Here is a 24657-nt window from a genome sequence, read left to right on the forward strand (position 1 = left end):
TTTGTTTAAAAGTAGTCATCTTATAAGGGGTTTTTAGGTAATGGCAAAGGGGTAAGGTCAGCTTAATAGGATGATGCGATAAGTCTGATTTAGTGTTGTTTGGTATTAATCAGCACTCTATTAAAAAATTCTGTTACCAAGACGACAAGTAAAGCTAATATACTTATGACCAAGGTGGAACTCTCAATAATTAAAACTTTTTCTTTTTGTGACTATTCGGATAAGTTTTCTTGATAATTGCCATAAAATTTTCGCTATGTCTTTAATTAGTTACTCTAATTCATCTTGATACGCCCTTAGTAACTCAGACTATCCTGAATAAAAAACGGTCTAAGACTATTTACAATCGGTGTTAGGTTAGTGTGTCCATTTATTGACATCCTCATACAGTACGGTTGACAAGCACGTAAACTATTTAAGTTGTGAGGGTTCTAGTTGTTATTTTCGCCACTAACTTGTTGCTACTTTACTAACTCTATCTCAATAGGAATCGTATGAATCAGTCTTATTAGAACTAGCGTAAGTAGGTATTTTTTAGCCTTAACAGTGATAAAAATAATAGGTTAGATTCTGACTTAATGGTATAATTTGAACCAAGCCTTAACTACTAACAGTGAGTTACTAGATGGTATTAAACTATTTTTAAACCAATGAGCATACGCGAAGGAGCTTTAAATGATGTGGAATGAAATCTATCGAGAGTGGTGCCAAGTGGAAGGGTTAGCTGAGGAAGTTGTAAAAGATTTGGCTTACTTGAAAACACAGCCGGATCAATTAAAAGAGGCTTTTTATGCACCTTTAGAATTTGGAACAGCTGGGATTAGAGGAAGATTAGGTGCAGGGATTAATCGTATCAATCGTTATACTATTAGACAAGTAAGTGAAGGGCTCGCAAGATATATTGACAGTTTTGGGGAAGGTTATAAAGCCCAAGGTGTGATTATAGCTTATGATTCCCGTTATTACTCAAAAGAGTTTGGATTAGAAACGGCAAAAGTTTTAGCTAGACATCAAATTAAAGCTTATTTATTTGATGAGATGCGACCCACTCCAGAGCTATCTTTTGCTGTTAGAGAGTTGGGTTGTTTTGCTGGTGTTATGATTACAGCCAGCCATAATCCTGTGGCTTATAATGGTTATAAAATATATGGTCCAGATGGGGGGCAGTTGCCTCCCAAGCAAGCTAATCAGTTAACAAAATTTGTGAGACAAGTTAAGAATCCCCTTGAAGTAAAGGTGGCCGAACATAGTGAGACTAGCCCCCACCAGTTGATTGAAATAGTTGGCCCAGAGATTGATGAATGTTACCTTCAAAAGGTTACTTCAGTGATCATGTCGCCACAATTAATTGCAGCATATGGTCAAGAGTTGAAGATTGTTTATACACCTCTACATGGAGTCGGTAAAAAAATAGTGACAAATGCTCTTGCACGAAGTGGTTTTGAGGCTGTTATAGTAGAGCCTCATCAAGCCGAGGGGGATCCAGCTTTCCCAACTGTTGTCTCACCGAATCCAGAAGAACTTACAGCTTTTGAGTTAGCTATAGCCTTAGCTAAAAAAGAAGAAGCTGAGATCGTTGTTGCCACCGATCCTGATGCTGATCGATTAGGTGTAGCAGTTCGTAATGGTAGAGAGTATCAATTACTTTCAGGTAATCAGATAGCCGCCTTATTAGTTCATTATTTATTAATCAACAAAAAGGAAAAAGGGACCTTGCATCCTAAGGAAACTGTCATTAAATCTATTGTCTCAACAAATCTAGTCAATGAAATCTGTAAAGAATTTGATAGCCAGGTTATTGAAGTTCTAACAGGGTTTAAATTTATTGGTGAAAAAATTGCGGAGTTAGAACTAAAGGATGAGACTGCTTTTTTATTTGGTTTTGAAGAAAGTTATGGTTATTTGATTAAACCCTTTGTTCGTGATAAAGATGCGATCCAAGCTTTTATTTTATTAGCAGAAGTCACTGCTTATTACAAATCAAGGCAAGAAACCTTACTGCAAGGATTGGAAAAGTTATCGCAAAATTATGGCTATTTTAAGGAAGAAACACTATCCTTAACTTATGAAGGAATTGCAGGCAAAGAGCATATTCAGACATTGATGTCTTTTTTTAGAACGTCATCTATGAAGACAATAGGTGGTGTTGAAGTTGTTGGTGTCTCAGACTATCAAAGCGGATTAAAAATAGACCGACGTTCTGGTACTAGTTCTTCACTAGATAGCACGCACTCAGATGTGTTAAAATATTATTTAGTTGATGACAGTTGGCTAGCTATTCGTCCGTCTGGAACAGAACCTAAGATTAAATTTTATTTTGGTGTTACTGGTAGTTCGGAGAAAGAGGCGTCAAATAAATTAATTAAGCTGTTGAAAGCTATTGAAACCTTGATTGCCTGTGTACCAAAGAGTAATAAGTGAATTTATTAGGGGATAGTTGGAGAGAATAAAGTAAGGAGTGATAGGTATGCCAAAGTTAGAGGCATCAAATGATATAATTGAAAAAGTTAGTCAATTATATAAGGCTTTAGGGGATCCGACTAGATTAAAGATTTTAACCTTACTCAGTCAATCCGAGATGAATGTGAGTGCGATTGTGACAGAAATTGGTTTAGAACAATCAGCAGTTTCCCATCAATTGAAATTGTTGCGAAATAATCATGTGGTCAAATCAAGAAAAGAAGGTAAAATTGTTTACTATTCCCTAGATGATCAACATGTTGTTGATATATTAGGTCAAACCTTTCAACATATTCGTCATATCGACAAATAAAAAAGAAGCGCCTCAAGACAGTTGTTCAAAAGAAAATTTGAACAGGAAAGTTGAGGCGCTTTTTTTAGTTTAGCCAAAGAAGCTGAAATCTTGTAAGTCTAATTCGTCAATAATAATTGAGGCAGTTTCCTCGATAGATAAATCAGCAACGTTAATAACGACACACCCAATTTTTTTATATAAATCTGCAGCGAATTTAAGTTCTTCGTTAATGCAATCAATATTAGAATAGGCCGTGTCAGGGTTAAGGCCATAAGCTCTCATACGTTCTTGTCTAATCTTATTTAGAATGTCAGGATTATTAGTTAAGCCGACAATTTTTTTAGGGTCAACATCCCAGAGTTGAGAAGGGATATGGGCTTGAGGCATAAGAGGCAGGTTAGCAACTTTTAGGTTTTTATTGGCTAAAAATAAACTTAAAGGTGTTTTAGAAGTACGCGAAACACCTAGTAATACAATGTCAGCCTCTAAGAAACCCTTTGGATCCTTACCGTCATCATATTTAACTGCAAACTCCATTGCGCTAATACGATTAAAGTAATCTTGGTTAAGAGAGTGAACAGCTCCAGCTATGCGATTAGGTTCGATAGTTGACCGTTTCGAGATTTCGTTTACCAAAGGAGACAGTAAATCCATACAAAAAATATCATGTTCGGCACAAAAAGCATTGGCGACTTGAATAAACTCTTTAGAAATCATAGTATGGATAATAATAGCTTCATCAGCCAAGGCACCTTCTAAAGCTTCCATCAATTCAGCGGTTTCACTCACAAATGTTTTGCGAATAAAGGTGATATCCAGTTCTTCATATTGAGCAACTGAAGCTTGGGCTAATTTGGAAGCTGTTTCTCCTGCGGAGTCAGAAATAATGTAAATATAGATTGATTTTTTCGACATGCTAAATTTCCTTTCTTGCATTTCTGTTTTTAATATTATAGCATAGTTTTGACAGAGAAAGGCAGTTGATGAGAAGCATGCATTTAGAAGAAGCGCTGAAAGTAATGAAAACCCAAGGGTTTAAGTACACAAAAAAACGCGAAGCAATGTTGCAATTTCTAATTGAAGAAGATAAATATACGAGTGCCAAAGAAGTCTATGATTTTATGTCAGATGATTACGCCGGAATCAGTTATGACACTATTTACCGAAACTTACATGATTTTTCTAAAATTGATTTATTAGAAGTGACAGAACTAAATGGTGAAAAGAAGTTTAGATTTCATTGCAGTCATCAACATATAGGACATCACCATCATTTTATTTGTACGGAATGTGGGGCAACTAGAGAGATTAGGATGTGTCCGATGGATTATTTTAAGGAGCAACTTTCAGGCTGTGAGATTGAAAGCCATCGTTTTGAAATTTTCGGAAAATGCGAAAAGTGTTTAAGTAAAAAATAGGATATAAAAAATATCTAAAAGAAGAGTGTTTACGTAAAAAATAGGATATAAAAAATATCTAAAAAAAATTCAAAAGATAGTTGACGTAAAAAAATACTTTCGTTATAATGTAAAAGGACAGTTTTTTTGACGTTTAAGCAACATAACATATAAAAAACGGTTACTTTTTAAGCACGGGGGGAGGGAATTTGTATGTCAAAAACAGTTGTTAAGAAAAATGAATCTCTTGATGATGCTCTTCGTCGCTTCAAACGTTCCGTTTCAAAAACTGGTACTTTGCAAGAATACCGCAAACGTGAGTATTACGAAAAACCAAGTGTGAAGCGTAAGAAAAAATCTGAAGCAGCGAGAAAACGCAAGAAATTCTAGTTTTCAAAGATTGGAGCTGATTGTATGTCGCTTCTTACAACGTTGAACGAAGATATTAAAACAGCGATGAAAGCTAAAGATAAACCAACTTTAGATGTTCTTCGTTTACTAAAATCATCTGTTCAAAACGAACAAATCTCAAAAGGCGCAGACTTAACTTCGGAAGAGGAAGTGACAGTTCTAGCCCGTGAAATGAAGCAACGTCGTGATTCACTAGTTGAATTCGAAAATGCTGATCGTCCAGATTTGGTTGAAACAGTAAAAGCGGGAATTACTATAGTTGAAAAATACTTACCTAAACAATTAGACGAATCTGAGGTTCGTGAGATTGTAGCTGAAGCCATTGAAAAAACTGGAGCAACTTCTGGAAAAGAATTTGGTAAAGTAATGGGTGCAGTGATGCCTAAAGTTAAAGGTAAAGCTGATGGTAATTTGGTGAATTCAGTAGTGAAAGAGCTACTAAATTAAGCAAACATAAAAGTTAACAGAGACTCTCTGTTAACTTTTTTTGTATCCTTAAAATCAAGTCATTCAGCAGTTTTGAGATTTGTAAAGTAAAATGAGGAATTCTTTTTTTGATTAAAAGACAATTATAATCCTAGAGGGAAGTTTCTTTTTTCGATATTAAAAGTATGGTATATTTAAAGGGGTAAAATAGATTAATTAGTGAAGGAGATGTTCTTTTTTTGTTAGACTCAATCAAAGAATCTTTAGAAATCTTGGTTAAAAATCAAGATGAAGTTCATCAATTATTAGGAAACAATGATCAACATTTAAAATTGATTGAAGAGAATCAGCATGTAGACATTCATAGTCGCGGTGAAGTGATTAAGATTACGGGTGAAAAAGAAGCAGTACAGCAGGTTTTTAATATCTTGAAAAAGCTTCAAATTTTAATTTTACGTGGGATTCCAATTAGTACCCCTGATGTTGTGACAGCCTTAAAAATGGCAAACAAAGGGACTTTGGACTATTTTACAGACATGTATGAGGCGGAGATTTTAAAGGATAAAAATGGTCGGCCAATCCGTGTCAAAACTTACGGACAAAAAGAATATGTTGAAACAATTAAGAAAAAAGACGTAACGTTTGGTGTGGGACCAGCTGGAACAGGGAAAACTTATCTAGCAGTTGTCATGGCTATTTCGGCCTTGAAGAAAGGTGAGGTTCAAAAAATAATCTTGACTCGCCCAGCAGTTGAGGCAGGAGAAAGTTTGGGCTTTTTACCAGGAGACTTAAAAGAAAAAGTTGATCCTTATTTAAGACCCGTGTACGATGCTCTTTATGCCATATTTGGTATGGACCATACCAATCGTTTAATGGAGAGAGGGATTATTGAGATTGCACCACTTGCCTATATGCGTGGGCGAACATTAGAAGATGCCTTTGTAATTTTAGACGAAGCCCAAAATACGACCATTGCCCAAATGAAAATGTTTTTAACACGTCTTGGGTTCAATTCTAAAATGATTGTAAATGGTGATGTGTCACAAATTGATTTACCAAGAGGGGTGATGAGTGGCTTGGTTCACGCTCAAAAAACGCTAAGCACGATCAATAAGATTGGTTTCGTCACATTTAATTCGAGTGACGTGGTAAGACATCCTGTGGTAGCTGAGATTATTGAGGCATATAAAGAACAAGGAACAGTAAAGTCATCACAACAGGATATTGATCGAGAGTAAGGTTGTTTTTGACAAGACCTTTGGTCGAGTTAAGTGAGGAGTTTTGATATGAAATTAAAAGATGTCAGAGTTGGTAAGTATAAGTTTGGTAAAAGGTACATGCTTTTATTAGGACTAGGATTTGCCATTATTTGTTTTTTATTGGTATATGGAAATGTGAGACAAAAAGAAGTTTCGATTACAGAAGGCCAGTTGGCTGAGGAAACGATTCGTGCCAACAAAACAATAGAAAATAGATATGAAACAGAAGAAAAAAGAGTATTAGCTGCCGAAGCAGTCAGTCCAGAATATACTTACAGTAAAGATATTGGACGCAAACAGACAGAATTAATTGAACAACTTTTCAAATTGATTACAGAAGTAAGTCAAGAAGCTAAGAAGGAATATGAGAGTGAGCGGGCTAACACTAAAGATAAAGACAGTGTTCAAAAAGTAACCAAAGAAGAAAAAGTTGTATTATTAAAGAAAAAATTTGAAAGTATTAATCAGGATGATATTAGTTTTTATCAAGGTTTTCCCAATGTTTTTTATGAAGGTATTTTTGAATTATCAGAAAGTGATGTTGAAACAGTTAAGAAAGAAAGTATCACACTTGTTGAAACTAAGATGGCTGAACCAATTAGAAGTAGCAATCTAGAATCAGTTCGTCAGAAGGTCAATGATGAAATTCAATATTTAAATATCAATCGTGATTTGCAACAATTAATTAAATATGTTGCAGATCGAGCAATTGTTATTAATGAAGCGGCTAATGATAAGAAAACAGAAGAGTTACGTGATCAGGCTAAGAACAATGTGAAGCCTGTTATGATTTATCAAGGTGAAGTGATTGTACGTGAAGGAGTTCAAATTGATAAAAGAGCGATTCAAAAGCTTGAGATTTTAGGTTTAACCAATCGAGAACCATCGCTGTTTCCTTTAGTTGCCTTGGGACTATTGATTATTTTACAAATGGCAGTACTAGGTTACCTTGTGATGACGACCAAAGGTCAAGAGAAGCAAATAAGATTTATGACGTTTTATGTCGTCATGATGCTAGTCGGTATTATTGTGATGAAAGCACTATTAATTTTTGAAGCTGAAAATATGTCGGCGCTGCCGATGACTTTCCCAGCAGCCTTTACGCCTCTTGTTTTAAATTTATTTATCAACCGCAGAGCAAGTATTATGGGTGCGTTATTTCAGGTAGCTTTTTCAATCTTCGTTTTTTATGAGTTATTAGGAACGAGTACGATGTTATTGATTGCTGTGACTTATGCCTTTACCGGGATGATGGCAGCTTTAATTCCTCGTGAAAGGATTGGGCGTCAGCTAGGAGCAGCTGCTATCTGGTTGATTATCTTCCCTCTAGTTTTTGTCCTACTAATGGCCATCTATCAAGGGATGGAGTTTCAAGATTCTAAAACATTAACGCTATTAGTTTGTGCTTTGGTGGGGAATGTCTTTACGTATCTAATGTCTGTAGGGCTACATCCCTATATTGAATTATTACTAAATGATGATAGTGTCCTGGTCTTAAATGAATTAAGTAATCCTAATCATCCGTTATTAAAGCAATTGTTAGAAGAAGCACCTGGGACTTATCATCATAGTATGATGGTAGCGAGTCTTAGTGCCAATGCGGTAGCGGATATTGGCGGGAAATCACTCTTAACTCGTGTAGGTTGTTATTATCATGATATAGGTAAAATTAAACATGCTAACTTTTTCGTAGAAAATTTACCTGATGGGGCAGAAAATCCTCATAATTTCCTTTTACCAGAAGATAGTAAAGAGATTATATTTAGTCATGTTAGCGAAGGCGTCAAGATTTTAGAAAAGGAAAAAATGCCACAAATGGTAATTGATATTTGTCGTCAACACCATGGGACAACGCTGATGAGCTTCTTCTATTCGAAAGCGAAAGAACGAAATTCTGAAGTGACTGAGGAAGAGTTTAGGTATCCAGGACCACGTCCACAGTCCAAAGAAGCTGGCGTTGTAAGTTTAGCAGATACGTGTGAGGCAGCAGTTCGGGCGATGGATCATCCTTCTAATGATAAAATTAGAGAATTTGTCCACAAATTGATTGATGGACGTATCAAAGATGGTCAGTTGGATGATACAGGTTTGACCTTAAAAGAGATTCGAATTATTGAAAACTCACTGGTTAATGGTTTATGTAGTACCTTCCATTCACGCATTAAATATCCAAAAATGCAGTCAGAAGCCGAAAAGATGAAAAAAGAACAGGAAGAGAGATCTTAAATTATGGAAATAACTTTAATGGATGAAACAAATCAAGTTAGCCAAGTTCAGCTTGATGAAATTGAAAAGATTTTAACCTTTGCTGGTGAGCAGTTGGATTTAGAAATTGAAACAGAAATGTCTGTAACCTTTATGGATAATGCTAGAATTCAAGAAATTAATCGTGACTATCGTGAAAAAGATATGCCAACGGATGTGATTAGTTTTGCTTTAGAAGAGCTTGGTGAAGATGAAATGCCAATTATCTTTGATGAGGAATTTGAAACGATGCCACGCAATATTGGAGATATTATGATTTCGATTGAGCGAGCTGAAGAACAAGCCAAAGAATATGGTCATTCATATGAACGTGAGCTTGGATTTTTAGCAATCCATGGCTTTTTACACTTAAATGGTTATGATCATATGACGCCAGAAGATGAAAAAGAAATGTTTGACTTGCAAAGAAAGATCTTAGAAGCATATGGACTTGAGAGATAAGAAAGTCAGTAAAAATAAAAACCTTTTAACTGCTGCAAAACATGCGTGTGACGGTTTGCTTCAGGCCCTTCAAGAAGAACGAAATTTAAAAATCCACGTGGGAATGGCGGTTGTCATCAGCTTTTTAGGTGTAGCTTTTCAACTGTCATTAACTGAGTGGCGTTGGCTAATGTTAATTATCTTTTTAGTTATCTTAATGGAAATGCTAAATACGATTACAGAAAATTTAGTAGATTTGATAACAGGTGGTAAGTATCATCCCTTAGCTAAAAAAGTTAAAGATATGGCAGCAGGTGTGGTATTATTAAGTGCAGTACTTGCATTAGCAGTTGGTAGTTTGATATTTATTCCCAAGATTATCAATTGGTTATACATGTAATAAAATTTTGCAACTGAGACAAACAATATATTTTGAAGCTAAGTTGCTAGTTATAGAAAGAGGAAACTAGATGAATTCAAAGGAACATAAATCAGGATTTGTGGCGATTATTGGTCGCCCAAACGTTGGTAAATCAACATTATTAAATCGTATAGTAAAACAAAAAATTGCGATTATGAGTGATAAAGCTCAAACAACACGTAATAAAATTCAAGGGGTTTATACAACTCCAGATGCTCAAATAGTCTTCATTGACACACCTGGTATTCATAAACCGAAACATCGCTTAGGTGATTTTATGGTTGAAACAGCTTATAGTGCCTTACGTGAAGTGGATGCTACTTTATTTATGGTAAGTGCAGAGCAGCCACGTGGACGTGGAGATGATTTTATTATCGAACGTTTGAAAAAAAGTGAAACGCCTGTCTATTTAATTATCAATAAGATTGATACGATTCATCCAGATAAATTATTTGGGATTATTGAAGATTACCAATCGCAAATGGACTTTGCTGAAATTGTTCCAATCTCAGCAACTGAAGGAAATAATGTTGATAAGTTATTAACTATTTTAGAAAGCAAGATGCCTGAAGGTCCTCAATACTATCCAGAAGACCAAGTAACAGATCACCCAGAATACTTCATCGTATCAGAATTAGTACGTGAAAAAGTATTATTATTAACGCGTGAGGAAGTGCCACATTCAGTAGCAGTTGTGGTTGAGGATATGCGTCGTGATGAGTATGATAAAGTTCATGTTCAAGCAACAATTATTGTTGAGCGTTCAAGCCAAAAAGGAATCATTATTGGTAAGGGCGGTAAGATGTTAAAAGATATTGGGATTAAAGCCCGTAAAGATATTGAAAACTTGTTAGGTAATAAAGTTTATTTAGAGCTTTGGGTCAAAGTTCAGAAAAACTGGCGTGATAAACAAAAACATTTACAAGACTATGGCTATCGCGATATGGATTATTAAACAAGTAGGGGTGATTCGTGTAATCATCCCTCTTTTTATTTGAAATTGAAAAAGGAGGGGCAGTAATGGGGCTTCGAACAGAAACCAAAGGACTAGTATTATATACGCGAAATCATAGAGAAAAAGATAAGTTAGTCAAATTATTCACAGAAAAATATGGTAAGCTGATGTTTTTTGTAAGAAATGGTAACCGACGGAATAATAGTCTTTCGGCAGCCATTCTGCCTTTTACCGAAGCTAATTATTTAGCAGAAATTAAGGTAGAAGGACTGTCCTTTTTAAATGATGCCAAAGATATCACCAGTCATACCGCGATTCAACAAGATATTTTTATCAGTGCTTATGGCACTTATATATTGAATTTGGTCGATGCCGCGATTGAAGACCAAGTGTATGACCCAGCCTTATTCGGTTTTACTAGACAAGCTCTTGACTATCTCAATGAAGGAATTGATCCAGAAATCATTACTAATATATTTGAAATCCAACTTTTAAATCGTTTTGGTTTAGAATTTAATTGGACAAGCTGTGCGATTTGTGGAGAAACTCATGGAAAGTTTGATTTTTCTTCTTTGTACTCAGGGATTTTGTGTGAGAAACATTTTGAGCGAGATCATAGACGTCAACATGCTGATGCACGGGCTATTCATTTTATCAGGTTATTTTCATCCATTAGCCTAGATCAAATTCAGTCGATAAATTTAAAACAGGAGACAAAAAATAATATTCGCAAAACGATAGATGAGTTGTATGAAGAGTTTACGGGTCTTAATTTAAAGTCTAAAAAATTCATTGATGAAATGAAATCATGGGAGACACTGATAAAGCCTTTGGAACCACGTCAAGGAACTCGTGAAGATGAAATGCCAGACAGTTAGTTATAACTCTTAAATAAGGTTATCTATTAGCTGATAAATAGAGAGAGAACTGAAAAAGCAGTTGACAACAGGTTAAATTAAGGGCTATTATAAAACTAATTAAATAGTTACGATGAAAGAGAAAAAGTAAATGGTCTTGTTTTACTAAGCGAGGTTGGGAGAGTGTGAGCCGACTTAAACTGAACATTGAAAAGGCGCTCTAGAGTAACGATAACGAAGCTGCTGATTAATACAATCAGAAGTAGGGTGGAACCGCGATTAGTCGTCCCTATGTTTGACATATTTTATGTTGAGCATAGGGCTTTTTGTTTGTTGTCTAAAGGCTGCTCAACTAAAAGTGAATACGCAAAGGAGAGAGAAAGAATGAAAAAGAAACTGACAGTACAAGAAATGATTTTAACATTACAAAAATTCTGGTCGGAACAAGGTTGTATGTTAATGCAAGCTTATGATACAGAAAAAGGAGCAGGTACGATGAGTCCTTACACCTTCTTACGTGCTATTGGGCCAGAGCCATGGAATGCTGCTTATGTAGAACCGTCACGTCGACCAGATGATGGTCGTTATGGTGAAAATCCTAACCGTTTATTCCAGCATCACCAGTTCCAAGTTGTGATGAAGCCCTCACCGAACAATATTCAAGAATTATACTTACAAAGTTTAGAGCTTATTGGGATTAACCCATTAGAGCATGATATTCGCTTTGTTGAAGATAACTGGGAAAATCCTTCAATGGGTTGTGCAGGCTTAGGTTGGGAAGTTTGGCTAGACGGAATGGAAATCACCCAGTTTACCTATTTCCAACAAGTTGGTGGCTTAGAATGTAGCCCTGTTACAAGTGAGATTACATTTGGGATTGAAAGACTTGCCTCTTACGTTCAAGAAGTTGAAAGTGTTTATGATTTAGAATGGACAGATGGTGTTAAATATGGTGAAATCTTTATTCAACCAGAGTATGAACATTCAAAATACGCTTTTGAAGTGAGTAATCAAGAGATGTTATTTGATTTATTTGAAAAATATCAAGCAGAAGCAGAAAAATGTATCGCTGAAGGGTTAGTTCATCCCGCCTATGATTATGTTTTAAAATGCAGCCATGCCTTTAACTTATTAGATGCTCGTGGAGCAGTTTCAGTAACAGAGCGTGCAGGCTTTTTATCACGTATTCGTAAAATGGCGCGTGAACTTGCCAAAACATTTGTAGCAGAACGTGAAAAATTAGGATTCCCACTATTAAATAAAGACACTACTAAGGAGGCTAAATAAGATGGCACATAACTTTTTATTAGAAATTGGCTTAGAAGAGATGCCCGCTCATGTTGTGACACCAAGTGTTATCCAGCTGAAGGAAAAAACCGAAAAATTTTTAAAGGAAAATCGTCTAACTTTTGACTCAATCGAAATGTTCTCAACGCCTCGTCGTTTAGCTATCCGCATCAACGAGTTGGCTGATAAGCAAGAAGATATTGAAGAGGAAGCGAAAGGACCAGCAAAAAAAATTGCTTTGGATGATGAAGGCAATTGGTCAAAGGCAGCTCAAGGGTTTGTTCGTGGTCAAGGACTGACACCTGATGACATTTTCTTTAAAGAAATCAAAGGGGTCGAATATGTTCATGTCAATAAATTTGTTAAAGGCGAGACGGCTAAAACAATTTTAGCAGGGATGGTTGATGTAATTAAGAGTATTAGTTTCCCCGTTAGTATGCATTGGGCAAGTTATGATTTTAGATATATTCGTCCGATTCATTGGTTAGTTGCTTTATTAGATGACGAGGTAGTCCCTTTTGAGTTATTAGATAGCAAAACAGGACGTTGTTCTCGTGGTCATCGTTTCTTAGGACAAGAAGCTACTATCAAGAGTGCTACAACTTATGAGTCCGACTTAAAAGAACAATTTGTTTTAGTTGATGCAAATGAGCGTCAAGAGCTAATTGTTAAACAAATTGTTGCCTTAGAAGCGAAACAAAACTTCAAGGTAACACTTGATGCCGAATTAATGGAGGAAGTTAACAATTTAGTAGAGTATCCCACTGCTTTTGTTGGAAATTTTGAGGCAAAGTATCTTGATATTCCGGAAGAAGTTTTAATAACGTCAATGAAAGAACATCAACGTTATTTCTATGTGACTGATAATGATGGTAAACTGCTACCTCATTTTGTCTCAGTACGTAATGGTAATGCTGAACATATTGACAATGTCATTAAAGGAAATGAAAAAGTATTAACGGCACGATTAGAGGATGCGGAATTTTTCTATCGTGATGATAAAGAACTAAGCATTGCTGAGTGTGTCGAAAAATTAAAACAAGTAACATTCCACGAAAAAATTGGTTCAATTTATGAAAAAATGCAACGTACAGGTGCTGTTGCCCAGTTACTAGGTCAAAAATTAGGGTTAACGGTTGCTGAGCTTGCTTTATTACAAAGAGCTTCTGATATTTATAAATTTGATTTGATGACGAATATGGTCGGTGAGTTCCCAGAGTTACAGGGAATTATGGGAGAGAAGTATGCCTTGATGCAAGGTGAAAATCCAGCAGTAGCTAAAGCTATTCGTGAGCACTATTTACCAGTCTCAAGTGAAGGCGATTTACCAGTTTCAATGTTAGGTGCTATCCTGGCTGTGTCTGATAAAATTGATTCTGTTATGAGTTTCTTTAATGCTGGCATGATACCAAGTGGATCAAATGATCCTTATGGGTTACGTCGTCAAACCTATGGCATTGTAAGAATTGTGGCTAAAATGGGTTGGGATTTCCCACTATCTGAAATCCAAGAAGAGATTGCAACACTTATTAATAGTGATACGACTCGCTTTGGTATTGAAGTGACTGTTGCCCCAACTCAAGTAATCGATTTTATGAAAGCACGCATGAAACAATATCTTTCAACTAAAAAAGTCCGTCATGATATTATTGAAGCGGTTATTAATGCTGACTCAAGTAACTTGACAACCATGGTAGAAGCAGCAACTATTTTAAAAGCACGTCATCAAGAAGAGGATTTCAAACCATCAATTGAAGCCTTAACGCGGACAATTAATTTAGCTGCTAAGGGGTATGACTTATTAGCTGCTGATATTGAAGTAGCTGTCGAGCCAAGTTTATTCGAAAATGATGCTGAAAAAGCCTTGTATGATGCTGTGACTAAAGTGGAGGCTTCCATTAAAACTGAGTCATTAGCGGATAATTACGATGCTTTAAAAGAGTTGTATCCCTTAATTGAAGCTTATTTCGAGGAAACAATGGTAATGGTCGAAGACGAAAAAGTTAAAAATAATCGTTTACGTCAGCTATATCGTATTGCACGTATGGTTCGTTCATTTGCTAGCTTAGATTTGTTAGTTGTAAAATAACCTATAGTTTTCAGTAAACTGACAACCGCTAGGTGAAAAATAAAAAAAGGTGAGACATTAATTGTTATTAAATGTCTCACCTTTTTTGAGTGTAACGACGAGTCAAGCTAAAATAGCTTTAAGTTTAACAACTAGATGACGATTATTTTCCTTGAGTATTAAAGGGTCGTGATGATAAAAACTTGTTAGTAAGTTAAGGATTATTATCGAGTGGTGAGCTTACTATGACTAGTTAAAGTTTGAAGAGTGAGTCACTTTAAATAAAATCATTAGATTATTTTTTAGGGGAAGAGCAAGTATTTTTACTCAAACGTAGTAATTGAAAAACCTCATAATTGTGCTATAATAGATTATGAATATTTGTGGACGTTTACTAAAGGTCGTGCTAAACATTATGGGTTTAGGGCGACCTTTGATAACTAACACACCAGAAGCGTGAGGTGAGACAAATGTCACAGTATATCCCCCAAGAGCTAATTGAGGATATTAGGCGTCAATCAAATATTGTAGATATTGTCGGGCAATATGTTCAATTAAAAAAATCGGGAAAAAATTATTTCGGTTTATGTCCGTTTCATGAGGAACGCTCTCCTTCTTTTTCAGTTGCTGAAGACAAGCAGATTTTTCATTGCTTTGGTTGTGGTAAGGGGGGAAATGTTTTCAAGTTTTTACAAGAACTTGAGGGCTTATCTTTTCCAGAGGCGGTAAAAAAAACAGCTGAGGTCAGTCAAGTCTCAGTTGATTTTGATTTTCAGACGCCTGCAACACAAGAATTAAGCGCAGGACAAAAACAGCAGCAGGTATTAATTGAGCTCCATGAAAAGGCAGCTGATCTTTATCATCATGTCTTGATGAATACAGAGTCTGGTGCAAAAGCGTTAGCTTATTTGAAAAAACGGGGCCTAACGGAAGACTTAATTAAAGAATTCCAAATCGGTTTTGCACCAGCTGAACGGATTTTATTACAAAAAGTATTTGAACAAGAGCAAGTCTCGGCGGCATTTTTAGCTGATTCAGGTTTAATGACAGAACGAGAAAGTCAGTATTTGGATCGCTTCTATCAACGAATCATGTTCCCAATAAAAAATGCTCAAGGAAGAGTCATTGCCTTTTCGGGACGCTTACTTGAGATGGAGAATATTGACTCTAAAAAAATGCCTAAGTATTTAAATTCTCCAGAAACACCTATTTTTAATAAGCGTCAAGTTCTTTTTAATTTTGACAAAGCAAAAGGTATTGCTAGAAAAGAACAAGAACTTATTTTATTTGAAGGATTTATGGATGTGATTGCGGCTTATCGAGCTGGTATTAAGCATGGGGTTGCTTCAATGGGAACAAGCTTAACCAATGAGCAGATTAAGATGTTTCAACGAACGACACCAAAGGTGGTCATTTGTTATGATGGTGATAACGCAGGAGTAGAGGCAACCAGTCGAGCCGTTGAGTTATTGTCTAAACAAACCAACCTAGAATTAGGGATTGTCAGTCTGCCTCAAGGGCTAGATCCAGATGACTATATTCAAGCTAATAGTGAAGCAGATTTTCGTGAGTTAGTGACCCATCATCAAGAAACTGAATTTAGTTTTAAAATGACTTTCTACAAGCGTGGTAAAAACTTAACTAATGAGCAAGAACGAATTGCCTACATTCAGAAGATGGTGGATGAGTTGGTCAAGATTCCATCAGTCATTGAAAGAGAAGTGTATATTTCTCAACTTTCTCAAGACTTTGGTTTATCAACCGATGCTATCATGGCTGAGATTCGTGAGCGTCAAAAAGAAACAAATCAAAAAGAGCGACAAGAAAGACAATCAAAACGTCAAGTCAATGCTACTACCCATCCTCAACACGAGTATGCAGATGATCCAAGTTTGTTTGGTTATGAAGAACCTCCAGAGATGTTAGAAAATGCTCAAATAGAGTTGGCACCTAACAGTAGTGTTTTACCAAAAGTATTTCAACAACGAAAATTGTCTGTAGGTGAAAAAGCCGAACAACTGTTACTGTGTCGTGCTATGGCCGAACGAGGAGTTGCCTCTAAGATTAATCAACTACCCGATTTTTCTTTCATTCATGATGAGTATCAGGAGCTTTACCAACATTTTACAGATTATATGTTAACGCAAGGGACGTTTGTTTTAGCAGATTTTTTAAATTATGTAAAAGAGGATCATTTAAAATCTTTAGTCACACAACTCTCTTTAAAAGAGTTGTCAGAGGAAAGTTCTATTCGCGAGATTGATGATTATTTATTGGCGATTCATAAGGAACGATTAGAATTAAAAAAACAAGAAAAATTGGCGCAACAAAAAGAAGCCAACCGTACAGGTAATAAACAGTTGGAACAAGAGCTGACTGTTGAAATTATAATGATTCAAAGAGAGTTAAAAAGTGTTAGATAATATAAAAGGGGGCTTTCTTCCATGGCACAAGAGATAGAAGTAAACAAAGCAAATTATGACAAAGCAGTATCGGCATTTATCAAAGAACATAAACTTAAAGGTGAAGTCTTGTATGATGAATTGACGAATAAAATTGCCACACCATTTGATTTAGATTCTGAAGGAATGGATAGTTTGATTCAAAAAGTTGAGGATCAAGGCGTTAGTGTTGTAGATGAGTCAGGTGAACCGGCTGCACGTAGTTTGAAAAAAGAAGAAAAAGTGAATAAAAAAGAATTAGAAGATTTATCTGCCCCCGCAGGTGTTAAAATCAATGACCCTGTGCGCATGTACTTAAAAGAAATTGGACGTGTGTCATTGTTAACGGCGGAAGAAGAAGTTGAACTTGCCTTACGTATTGAACAAGGTGATCAAGAAGCGAAACAAAAATTAGCTGAAGCTAACTTACGTTTAGTTGTAAGTATTGCCAAACGTTATGTTGGGCGCGGTATGCAGTTTTTAGATTTAATTCAAGAAGGTAATATGGGCTTGATGAAAGCTGTTGAAAAATTTGACCATACTAAAGGATTTAAATTCTCAACTTATGCCACTTGGTGGATTCGTCAAGCGATTACGCGTGCGATTGCTGACCAAGCACGTACGATTCGTATCCCAGTTCATATGGTAGAAACAATCAATAAATTAATCAGAATTCAACGTCAATTATTACAAGATTTAGGACGAGAACCAACACCAGAAGAAATCGGGGCAGAGATGGATCTACCAACTGAAAAGGTTCGTGAAATTTTAAAAATTGCTCAAGAACCTGTCTCATTAGAAACACCAATCGGTGAAGAAGATGACTCACACCTTGGGGATTTTATTGAAGACCAAGATGCGACAAGTCCTGCAGAACATGCAGCTTATGAGTTGCTAAAAGAGCAATTAGAAAGTGTTTTAGACACCTTAACAGACCGTGAAGAAAATGTATTACGTTTACGTTTTGGTTTAGACGATGGTCGTACACGTACTTTAGAAGAAGTTGGGAAGGTATTTGGCGTGACACGTGAACGTATTCGTCAGATTGAAGCAAAAGCTTTAAGAAAATTACGCCATCCATCACGTTCAAAACAATTGAAAGATTTCTTAGAATAAATATTAGTAAAAACTCTACTAGCAGGTTCACTTCCTAGTAGAGTTTTTTTTCTATTAAACCTAAAGATTTTAGGTATAATAGAATAAGAAATAAGTTAAATTGTAAAAGAAAAGGAATGACTAGATATGCTAAAAAGAAAAGGAATTATCTTAGCCTTAGGACTTGTTTGTTTGAGTTTAGTAGGCTGTACACCAGAAAAAATGACAAATAAAACTAGTGAAAAACAGACGGAGATTAGTCAAGAGATGGTCGATAAAAATGATAAAGAGGTTAATCAAAAAAATGATAAAGCAACTCTTTTAAAAGCCGTTTTAAAAGAGGATGCAAGCATAGAAGGAGACAGTGTTCGTCTGACTTTAGTTTCGGTTGAAGGAATTAAAGATCCAGAAGAGCTTGCTATGGGATTTGGTGAAGAAGGGGTAGTCTTAAATGCGAGTCAAAAACAATTACTTGACCAGCTGACACCTGACAAATTACTTAAAGGAACACAAGTTGAAGTAGCTTTAGAAGAACATGCTGTGACGACCAGATCATTACCACCTCAAATTCCTGGAAATTCAATTATTTCAATTAAAAAAATAGTGGAATAATGCCGTTTTGAAAGTGAAAATGCTATAATAGTGAGTAAATAAATTAAAGGTGTTGTGATTAAAAGATGAATGAACAAAAATTATCAAAACGTTTGGCTCACGTAGCGAGTTATGTAGAACCAGGTGCACGTGTTGCTGATATTGGGTCAGATCATGCCTACTTACCAGCCTGGTTATATCTAAATGGTAAAATAGAAGCTGCTGTGGCCGGAGAAGTGGTTCAAGGTCCGTTTGAATCTGCTAAAAAATTAGTAGAAACACGTGGATTATCCGAACATATTACGGTTCGTTTAGCGAATGGCTTAGAGGCGGTAGAAAAAAATGATCAGATTGATACTGTGACGATTGCTGGAATGGGTGGCTCATTAATTAGTGATATTTTAGATCGTGGTGTTAACAAGGGGATATTAACGGGAAAAGAGCGTTTAATATTACAACCTAATATTGGTGAGAAACGCTTGCGCAAGTGGTTGGTTAAATATAAATACCAGTTGATTGCTGAAGAGATTTTAGAAGAAGACGGAAAACGTTATGAAATTCTAGTTGCTGAAAAAGCGGTAGAAGCACCGAGTTATTCCGATCAAGAGTTATTGTTTGGCCCGTTCTTATTGGAAGAGAAATCACCAATTTTTTTAGAAAAGTGGGCGAGCGAATTGGTACAAAAACAACGTATCTTAGCCCAGTTAGAGACAACTAATAACGATCATCAAGCCAAAATAAGTGAGTTAAAACAAGTGGTTAAATGGATTGAGGAGCTGAGAGCATGAGTCTTCTAGTACGTGATTTTATTAAACGTTTTGAAAGTTATTGTCCGCAAGAACTAGCAGAACAGGGAGATCCGGTTGGTCTACATTTTGGTTCACTAGATCAGGAAATCTCTAACGTGATGCTAACACTTGATGTTCGACCAGAGACAGTGGCCGAAGCAATTGAAAAAAAAGTTGATTTGATTGTTGCCAAACACCCACCCATTTTTAGACCAATCAAACGTTTAACTATGGATGACCCACAAAATCAAATGTATGCTGAGTTAATTAAACATGATATCGCAGTGTATGCTGCACATACTAATTTAGACATTATAGAGAATGGTTTAAATGATTGGTTTTGTGATGTATTAGGAATCAATGAGACCACTTATTTAGCACCGACTCATCATATTCCATACTATCAATTAAAGCTAACTGCAGCTAAGTCAACTATTGAACAGGTTTTAGCTGGAATTAGTGTTATTAAAGGAATGGAAATGGTTACAAAAACTGTAACCGAACGACCAAAAACATTACAATTAACAAATAATCAGCTGGATTTTAAGCTAGATAAGTTTAGTTGTGATAAAATAGAACTACAACTATTAGTATTAGAGACTGATAAGGCAAAAATGACACACTTACTTCAGACTCTTAGCAAAACAGAAGATATCATCTATGATTGGCAAGAAGCGGTGGATCAAGTTAAGACTTATGGAATTGGTCGTGTCGGTAACTTATCAGAACCACTTAGCTTAGAAACGTTTGTTAGACAAATCAAAGAGACCTTTGATTTAGATGGTTTGCGTTTGATTAGTGATAATCCGACAGAGTTGATTCAAAGAGTGGCGATTTGTGGCGGAAGTGGTGAGAAATTTTATCGCGATGCCTTAAAAAAACAGGCAGATGTTTATATTACAGGCGATGTTTATTACCATACAGCTCATGATATGTTAGCAGATGGCTTGTCGGTTATTGATCCAGGTCATCATATTGAAGTGCTTTGCCAGTCACGCTTAGCTGGTATTTGTAACACATGGAAAGAAGCTTATAATTGGGACGTTGTATTTCTTCAGTCTGAAGCAGATACAAACCCTTTTAAATATTATTAACCAATAAAGGAGAATGTTATTATGTATGAAAATCTAGTACCTCGTTTTTTATCTTATGTCAAAACCGAAACTCGTTCAAATCCTGAAAGCACAATGACCCCTTCAACGCCCACACAGGTTGAATTTGCCAAAGTGTTAATGAAAGAATTGACAGAAATTGGTATGTCAGAGGTTTCTTACAATGAAGCCAATGGTTTCGTAACAGCCACTTTACCAGCCAATACAGATAAAGAAGGCGTGCGTAGTATGGGATTTATTGCTCATATGGACACAGCTGATTTTAATGCGGTGAATGTAAATCCGCAAATTATTGAAAACTACGACGGTAAATCAGATATTCCTTTAGATAAAGAAGGAAAGTATGTCTTAGCACCAAAAGATTTTCCAAATATGACTAACTATGAAGGCCATACTTTAATTACAACAGATGGTTCAACTTTATTAGGTTCAGATGATAAATCTGGAATTGCTGAAATTATGACAGCAATGGAAATCTTAATTAAAGACGATTCAATCAAACATGGTAAAATCCGTGTCGCCTTTGGACCTGATGAAGAAATCGGAACAGGTGCTGATAAATTTGATGCTGAAGGTTTTGGTGTCGATTTTGCCTATACAATGGACGGTGGTCCAGAAGGCGAATTACATTTTGAAACATTTAGTGCGGCTCAAGCTAACATTACCATTCATGGTAAAAATGTTCACCCAGGATCTGCTAAAGATAAAATGATTAATGCGCTCCAAGTTGCTATCAAATTCCATAATGAATTACCCGCAGATGAGTGTCCTGAAAAAACAGAAGGCTATGAAGGGTTCTATCATTTAATGGCTCTAGAAGGTAACGAAGAAGAAGCAAAAATGTCATACATTATTCGAGACCATGATCGTGAAAAATTTGAAGCACGTAAAGCCGTTATTACAGATATTCAAACTAAATTAAATGCTAATTTTGATCAAGAACGTATTGTTATTGATATGTATGATCAATATTACAATATGCGTGACGTGATTGAAAAAGATATGAGTATCATCGAATTGGCTAAAGACGCGATGAATGCGATTGGTGTGACACCAAAAGTGGAACCTGTTCGTGGGGGGACTGATGGTTCTAAGATTTCAATGATGGGTATCCCAACACCAAATATTTTTGCTGGTGCTGAAAATATGCACGGTCGTTTTGAATTTGTTTCTGTTCAAACAATGGAAAAAGCGACACAAGTTATTGTTGAGATTGCGCGTTTAAACGCTGAACAAGCTTAATTAGTTAAGAAAACTTCTTCTTCGGGAGAAGTTTTCTTTTTTTAGATAGGTTTTTCCTATTTTCTATGGCATAATAAAAGAAAGATTAGAACGAGGTGAATGGATTGTTATCCTTTGAAGAAAAGAAAGCATTGTTTGATAGTGTTTCCGAATTAAAAGTACAAGAAGTGTCAATGAACCGACTTAACTACCATTTTGAAGAAAGTGCTGTACCAAAAACAACGGTTGTAAAATATTTACATCCAAAAAGTGCAAATGCTTTTGTTTTTGCTGGTTATTTACCAAAAGAAGAAACAAAAGATGGCTATATTTCAGTCATTGACGCAACAAAAGAAGAGATTGAAGTATTAGTGGCTAAAGCCATCGAAGAATTACGTAAAACAGAAGATGGTTATGAAGATGGCTATCAAGAAGAGTGGTATGACGAACGTGGTGACATGTTAACGTTACGTTACTCTAACTATATGTGGGTTGTGTTAATGTCGACTGGTTCGGTTGAAGCGGTTTTTAAATCAAGAGAACAAGCTGCTGGTTATTTAATGGATGAAGGCTTCGAATAGATGAATTCTATTAACTAAAATTATAAGTTTACGCCAAAAAGCGCTGAATTATCAGGGCTTTTTTTGTTATCTAGTCAAGTAGGGTTGACATATAGTCTAATTAGACTATAATTTATATTTAAGTTAGATAAGAGAAAGAGTGATCGAAATGCCTCAAATAATCAAACCACATGATTTTAACTACATCAAAGAACAAACCTATCATTTAATTAATGCCTATCAATCAGTCAATGATCCTAGGACAATTGCTACTTTTGAAGGGCTGATTGAAGAAAAAATTAACCGGCGGTTAAAAGAAAAATATGAAAAAGTTGACTTATTTTTAGAGCAAGTTATGACCCCAAGTATGACTAAAACACGAGCAGATAGTTATTTAAGTCAACTTCAAACTGAGGTATTGCCGTTAGAGCAACCATCTGATAAACAAATTCAAAAATGTTTTAGAAAAGTCAAAAAATTAAAAATACCAGATATTTCTAAGTGGGAGCTGACACGCTATTCCTATCTTAGTTGGACAGATAGTGGTAGCCAAAAGAAATACATGATGGCGCCTATCAATCAACAATTTGTTGGGCTTTATGGTCATTTTGAACCTAGTATTAAGAAAGGAATCTGTGCTGTATGTCAACATGAAGCGAACGTTTCTTTATTTTTAACAACGACCAAGGCAGGCGCAGATGGATCGTATACTAAAAAAGGTAATTATATCTGTGTAGACAGTGACCAGTGTAATTATCAATTAACGTCTTTAAAAGGCATAACGGAATTTTTTGCACGTTATCAAGGTAAGTAAGATAATTTTGAAAAGGAGAAAGACAGAAATGAAATCATTTTTAATGTTAGGTCAATCTAATATGGCTGGACGTGGCTTTATTAACGAGGTGCCACGTATTTGCAATGAAAAAATTAAAATGTTACGAAATGGTCGTTGGCAATTGATGGCAGAACCGATTAACTACGATCGAGAAGTGGCTGGTGTCGGGTTAGCTTCTTCTTTTGCCTTATCGTGGGTAAGTGACCATCCAACCGAAGAGATTGGTTTAATTCCCTGTGCCGAAGGTGGTAGTTCTTTGGATGAGTGGGCAGTAGAAGGGCCTCTTTATCAACATGCTTTGTGTCAAGCAAAACTAGCTTTAGCAGAAAGTGACTTAGCGGGTATCTTATGGCACCAAGGTGAAAGTGACAGTTATCATGGCCTATGGGAAACATATTATCAAAAATTATTAACTATTATAACAGCGTTAAGAGCTGATCTAAATGTGCCAGAGATTCCGGTGATAATAGGTGGCCTAGGCGATTATTTAGGCAAAGTTGGCTTTGGTCAGCATTGTCTTGAGTTTAAAAACGTATCAAAGGAACTGAAACGTTTTGCTGAAGAACAAGACAACTGTTATTTTGTCAGCGCAGTTAAGCTGACTGCTAATCCTGATGGAATTCACTTAGATGCTATATCTCAAAGGAAATTTGGTCTGCGTTATTATGAAGCGTTCAAAAGGAGTGAGCATATTTTGTCACCTTTAGAATCTGAAAAAAACAGTTTGGTCCTCGATGAAGATCGCCCTAAAACAATAAATGAGCGGCTTTATTTAGCGAGTTATGAGTTGGCTATGGGACAGATAACCTATCTTGATTTTGAACAGACCTTGGCGCAAGTTCAAAAACCAAAAGAAAGGGAAGCGAAATGATCCCTTTATTGATACTTGGAATGCTCAAAGAAAATCCTGGGGCTCATGGTTATGAGTTACTACGCCTGATGACAGAGCGTCATTATCATTATGTGGTCAATTTTACCAAAGGCTCTTTTTATTATAATTTGCAACAGTTAGAAGAAAAAAGCTGGCTTGAACGTCTAGAGCCATCCTCACCGCCTCTCAATAAAAATAAAGAAGCCTACCACTATCAGCTGACGGAAGCAGGAGACAAACAATTTAAAAAATTAATGGTCAAATATGGTTCTAAAACCGATTATGTGACGCTCTCCTTTTATGCTCCCTTATTATTTGCAGAAAATTATGAGCCAGAAGAATTTAAGCAATTGATTAAACAACAGCTTGCTCAAACTGAAGAGAAGATAAGGAAGACTCAAAAGGCACTAGAAACACCTGAAAGTTTAGTCCCTGCCTTTGCAAAAATGTTAGAAAATTCAATCGCCCATCATCAAGTGAATTTGAAATGGTATCAGGAGTTATTGAATGAGCAAGAAAAAGAACCTAAGTAATTAGGTTCTTTTTTACGTCTTAGGACGGATGACAGTTAGTAAATAAATCTCGTATGATAGTCGTAGCATTGACTAAAAAGTAGTGGATG

Annotated in this window: 24 protein-coding genes; 23 read left to right on the plus strand and 1 reads right to left on the minus strand. The window is 35.9% G+C overall.

Annotated elements, in window-relative coordinates; genetic code table 11:
* Positions 1-675: 675 nt before the first annotated feature.
* Together OL234_RS03210 and OL234_RS03215 are read left to right on the plus strand one after the other, a co-directional pair.
* A complete protein-coding gene (locus OL234_RS03210) occupies positions 676-2421 on the plus strand; it encodes a phospho-sugar mutase (protein WP_275469733.1) in 1746 nt (581 codons plus the stop codon).
* A 46-nt stretch (positions 2422-2467) separates the two neighbouring features.
* Complete coding sequence (locus tag OL234_RS03215; RefSeq protein ID WP_275469734.1) at positions 2468-2773, plus strand: ArsR/SmtB family transcription factor; 306 nt, start codon at positions 2468-2470, stop codon at positions 2771-2773.
* A 69-nt stretch (positions 2774-2842) separates the two neighbouring features.
* On the opposite strand, the gene OL234_RS03220 is transcribed toward OL234_RS03215, so the two are convergent.
* Positions 2843-3670, minus strand: coding sequence for a pyruvate, water dikinase regulatory protein (locus OL234_RS03220; RefSeq protein ID WP_275469735.1), 828 nt, complete (start codon positions 3668-3670; stop codon positions 2843-2845).
* Positions 3671-3738: 68 nt separating this feature from the next.
* On the opposite strand from OL234_RS03220, the gene OL234_RS03225 reads away from it, so the two are divergent.
* The 21 genes from OL234_RS03225 to OL234_RS03325 all read left to right on the plus strand — a co-directional run bounded on the left by OL234_RS03225 (position 3739) and on the right by OL234_RS03325 (position 24568).
* Positions 3739-4173 (plus strand): Fur family transcriptional regulator, encoded by a 435-nt coding sequence (locus tag OL234_RS03225; RefSeq protein ID WP_275469736.1) that lies wholly within the window; start codon positions 3739-3741, stop codon positions 4171-4173.
* 192 nt (positions 4174-4365) lie between these two features.
* The gene (gene rpsU / locus OL234_RS03230; protein ID WP_023605663.1) at positions 4366-4542 is read left to right on the plus strand and encodes a 30S ribosomal protein S21; all 177 of its coding nucleotides are present in this window, start codon (positions 4366-4368) and stop codon (positions 4540-4542) included.
* A gap of 24 nt (positions 4543-4566) precedes the next feature.
* A complete protein-coding gene (locus OL234_RS03235; RefSeq protein WP_275469737.1) occupies positions 4567-5010 on the plus strand; it encodes a GatB/YqeY domain-containing protein in 444 nt (147 codons plus the stop codon).
* 218 nt (positions 5011-5228) lie between these two features.
* A complete protein-coding gene (locus OL234_RS03240) occupies positions 5229-6227 on the plus strand; it encodes a PhoH family protein (protein ID WP_275469738.1) in 999 nt (332 codons plus the stop codon).
* Between the two features lie 48 nt (positions 6228-6275).
* Positions 6276-8474, plus strand: coding sequence for an HD family phosphohydrolase (locus OL234_RS03245; protein ID WP_275469739.1), 2199 nt, complete (start codon positions 6276-6278; stop codon positions 8472-8474).
* A 3-nt stretch (positions 8475-8477) separates the two neighbouring features.
* Complete coding sequence (gene ybeY, locus OL234_RS03250; RefSeq protein WP_275469740.1) at positions 8478-8954, plus strand: rRNA maturation RNase YbeY; 477 nt, start codon at positions 8478-8480, stop codon at positions 8952-8954.
* Positions 8938-9333 (plus strand): diacylglycerol kinase family protein, encoded by a 396-nt coding sequence (locus tag OL234_RS03255; protein WP_275469741.1) that lies wholly within the window; start codon positions 8938-8940, stop codon positions 9331-9333. The genes ybeY and OL234_RS03255 overlap by 17 nt, the downstream gene beginning before the upstream one ends.
* A gap of 70 nt (positions 9334-9403) precedes the next feature.
* On the plus strand, positions 9404-10309 hold the full coding sequence (era, locus tag OL234_RS03260) for a GTPase Era (RefSeq protein WP_275469742.1): 906 nt from the start codon (positions 9404-9406) through the stop codon (positions 10307-10309).
* Positions 10310-10374: 65 nt separating this feature from the next.
* A complete protein-coding gene (recO, locus tag OL234_RS03265) occupies positions 10375-11187 on the plus strand; it encodes a DNA repair protein RecO (RefSeq protein ID WP_275469743.1) in 813 nt (270 codons plus the stop codon).
* A gap of 363 nt (positions 11188-11550) precedes the next feature.
* Positions 11551-12453, plus strand: a complete 903-nt coding sequence (glyQ, locus tag OL234_RS03270; protein WP_275469744.1) for a glycine--tRNA ligase subunit alpha — start codon at positions 11551-11553, stop codon at positions 12451-12453.
* Between the two features lies 1 nt (position 12454).
* On the plus strand, positions 12455-14542 hold the full coding sequence (gene glyS, locus OL234_RS03275) for a glycine--tRNA ligase subunit beta (protein WP_275469745.1): 2088 nt from the start codon (positions 12455-12457) through the stop codon (positions 14540-14542).
* A gap of 449 nt (positions 14543-14991) precedes the next feature.
* Positions 14992-16944 (plus strand): DNA primase, encoded by a 1953-nt coding sequence (gene dnaG / locus OL234_RS03280; RefSeq protein ID WP_275469746.1) that lies wholly within the window; start codon positions 14992-14994, stop codon positions 16942-16944.
* A 21-nt stretch (positions 16945-16965) separates the two neighbouring features.
* Entirely contained in the window at positions 16966-18078 is a 1113-nt protein-coding gene (gene rpoD, locus OL234_RS03285) for an RNA polymerase sigma factor RpoD (RefSeq protein ID WP_275469747.1), read from the plus strand.
* 126 nt (positions 18079-18204) lie between these two features.
* Positions 18205-18669 carry a hypothetical protein gene (locus OL234_RS03290; RefSeq protein ID WP_275469748.1) on the plus strand — a complete coding sequence of 155 codons (465 nt, stop codon included), beginning with the start codon at positions 18205-18207 and terminating at the stop codon, positions 18667-18669.
* Positions 18670-18734: 65 nt separating this feature from the next.
* Entirely contained in the window at positions 18735-19436 is a 702-nt protein-coding gene (locus tag OL234_RS03295; RefSeq protein ID WP_275469749.1) for a tRNA (adenine(22)-N(1))-methyltransferase, read from the plus strand.
* Positions 19433-20530: a Nif3-like dinuclear metal center hexameric protein gene (locus tag OL234_RS03300; protein ID WP_275469750.1), complete on the plus strand. Its 1098-nt coding sequence runs from the start codon at positions 19433-19435 to the stop codon at positions 20528-20530. Before OL234_RS03295 ends, OL234_RS03300 begins: the two co-directional genes overlap by 4 nt.
* A gap of 21 nt (positions 20531-20551) precedes the next feature.
* Entirely contained in the window at positions 20552-21790 is a 1239-nt protein-coding gene (pepT, locus tag OL234_RS03305) for a peptidase T (RefSeq protein ID WP_275469751.1), read from the plus strand.
* Positions 21791-21885: 95 nt separating this feature from the next.
* Complete coding sequence (locus OL234_RS03310; protein ID WP_275469752.1) at positions 21886-22350, plus strand: hypothetical protein; 465 nt, start codon at positions 21886-21888, stop codon at positions 22348-22350.
* 148 nt (positions 22351-22498) lie between these two features.
* On the plus strand, positions 22499-23143 hold the full coding sequence (locus tag OL234_RS03315; RefSeq protein WP_275469753.1) for a FusB/FusC family EF-G-binding protein: 645 nt from the start codon (positions 22499-22501) through the stop codon (positions 23141-23143).
* A 28-nt stretch (positions 23144-23171) separates the two neighbouring features.
* Positions 23172-24035: a sialate O-acetylesterase gene (locus OL234_RS03320; protein ID WP_275469754.1), complete on the plus strand. Its 864-nt coding sequence runs from the start codon at positions 23172-23174 to the stop codon at positions 24033-24035.
* A gap of 20 nt (positions 24036-24055) precedes the next feature.
* Positions 24056-24568, plus strand: coding sequence for a PadR family transcriptional regulator (locus OL234_RS03325; protein ID WP_275469755.1), 513 nt, complete (start codon positions 24056-24058; stop codon positions 24566-24568).
* The last annotated feature ends 89 nt before the right edge of the window (positions 24569-24657 follow it).

Source organism: Vagococcus intermedius, from assembly GCF_029144185.1.
Taxonomy (GTDB): domain Bacteria; phylum Bacillota; class Bacilli; order Lactobacillales; family Vagococcaceae; genus Vagococcus_D; species Vagococcus_D intermedius.

Coding starts and splice junctions, on each gene's coding strand:
- OL234_RS03210 (WP_275469733.1), top strand. CDS start 676: ATGATGTGGAATGAAATCTATCGAGAGTGGTGCCAAGTGGAAGGGTTA.
- OL234_RS03215 (WP_275469734.1), top strand. CDS start 2,468: ATGCCAAAGTTAGAGGCATCAAATGATATAATTGAAAAAGTTAGTCAA.
- OL234_RS03220 (WP_275469735.1), bottom strand. CDS start 3,670: ATGTCGAAAAAATCAATCTATATTTACATTATTTCTGACTCCGCAGGA.
- OL234_RS03225 (WP_275469736.1), top strand. CDS start 3,739: ATGAGAAGCATGCATTTAGAAGAAGCGCTGAAAGTAATGAAAACCCAA.
- rpsU (WP_023605663.1), top strand. CDS start 4,366: ATGTCAAAAACAGTTGTTAAGAAAAATGAATCTCTTGATGATGCTCTT.
- OL234_RS03235 (WP_275469737.1), top strand. CDS start 4,567: ATGTCGCTTCTTACAACGTTGAACGAAGATATTAAAACAGCGATGAAA.
- OL234_RS03245 (WP_275469739.1), top strand. CDS start 6,276: ATGAAATTAAAAGATGTCAGAGTTGGTAAGTATAAGTTTGGTAAAAGG.
- ybeY (WP_275469740.1), top strand. CDS start 8,478: ATGGAAATAACTTTAATGGATGAAACAAATCAAGTTAGCCAAGTTCAG.
- OL234_RS03255 (WP_275469741.1), top strand. CDS start 8,938: ATGGACTTGAGAGATAAGAAAGTCAGTAAAAATAAAAACCTTTTAACT.
- era (WP_275469742.1), top strand. CDS start 9,404: ATGAATTCAAAGGAACATAAATCAGGATTTGTGGCGATTATTGGTCGC.
- recO (WP_275469743.1), top strand. CDS start 10,375: ATGGGGCTTCGAACAGAAACCAAAGGACTAGTATTATATACGCGAAAT.
- glyQ (WP_275469744.1), top strand. CDS start 11,551: ATGAAAAAGAAACTGACAGTACAAGAAATGATTTTAACATTACAAAAA.
- glyS (WP_275469745.1), top strand. CDS start 12,455: ATGGCACATAACTTTTTATTAGAAATTGGCTTAGAAGAGATGCCCGCT.
- dnaG (WP_275469746.1), top strand. CDS start 14,992: ATGTCACAGTATATCCCCCAAGAGCTAATTGAGGATATTAGGCGTCAA.
- rpoD (WP_275469747.1), top strand. CDS start 16,966: ATGGCACAAGAGATAGAAGTAAACAAAGCAAATTATGACAAAGCAGTA.
- OL234_RS03290 (WP_275469748.1), top strand. CDS start 18,205: ATGCTAAAAAGAAAAGGAATTATCTTAGCCTTAGGACTTGTTTGTTTG.
- OL234_RS03295 (WP_275469749.1), top strand. CDS start 18,735: ATGAATGAACAAAAATTATCAAAACGTTTGGCTCACGTAGCGAGTTAT.
- OL234_RS03300 (WP_275469750.1), top strand. CDS start 19,433: ATGAGTCTTCTAGTACGTGATTTTATTAAACGTTTTGAAAGTTATTGT.
- pepT (WP_275469751.1), top strand. CDS start 20,552: ATGTATGAAAATCTAGTACCTCGTTTTTTATCTTATGTCAAAACCGAA.
- OL234_RS03315 (WP_275469753.1), top strand. CDS start 22,499: ATGCCTCAAATAATCAAACCACATGATTTTAACTACATCAAAGAACAA.
- OL234_RS03320 (WP_275469754.1), top strand. CDS start 23,172: ATGAAATCATTTTTAATGTTAGGTCAATCTAATATGGCTGGACGTGGC.
- OL234_RS03325 (WP_275469755.1), top strand. CDS start 24,056: ATGCTCAAAGAAAATCCTGGGGCTCATGGTTATGAGTTACTACGCCTG.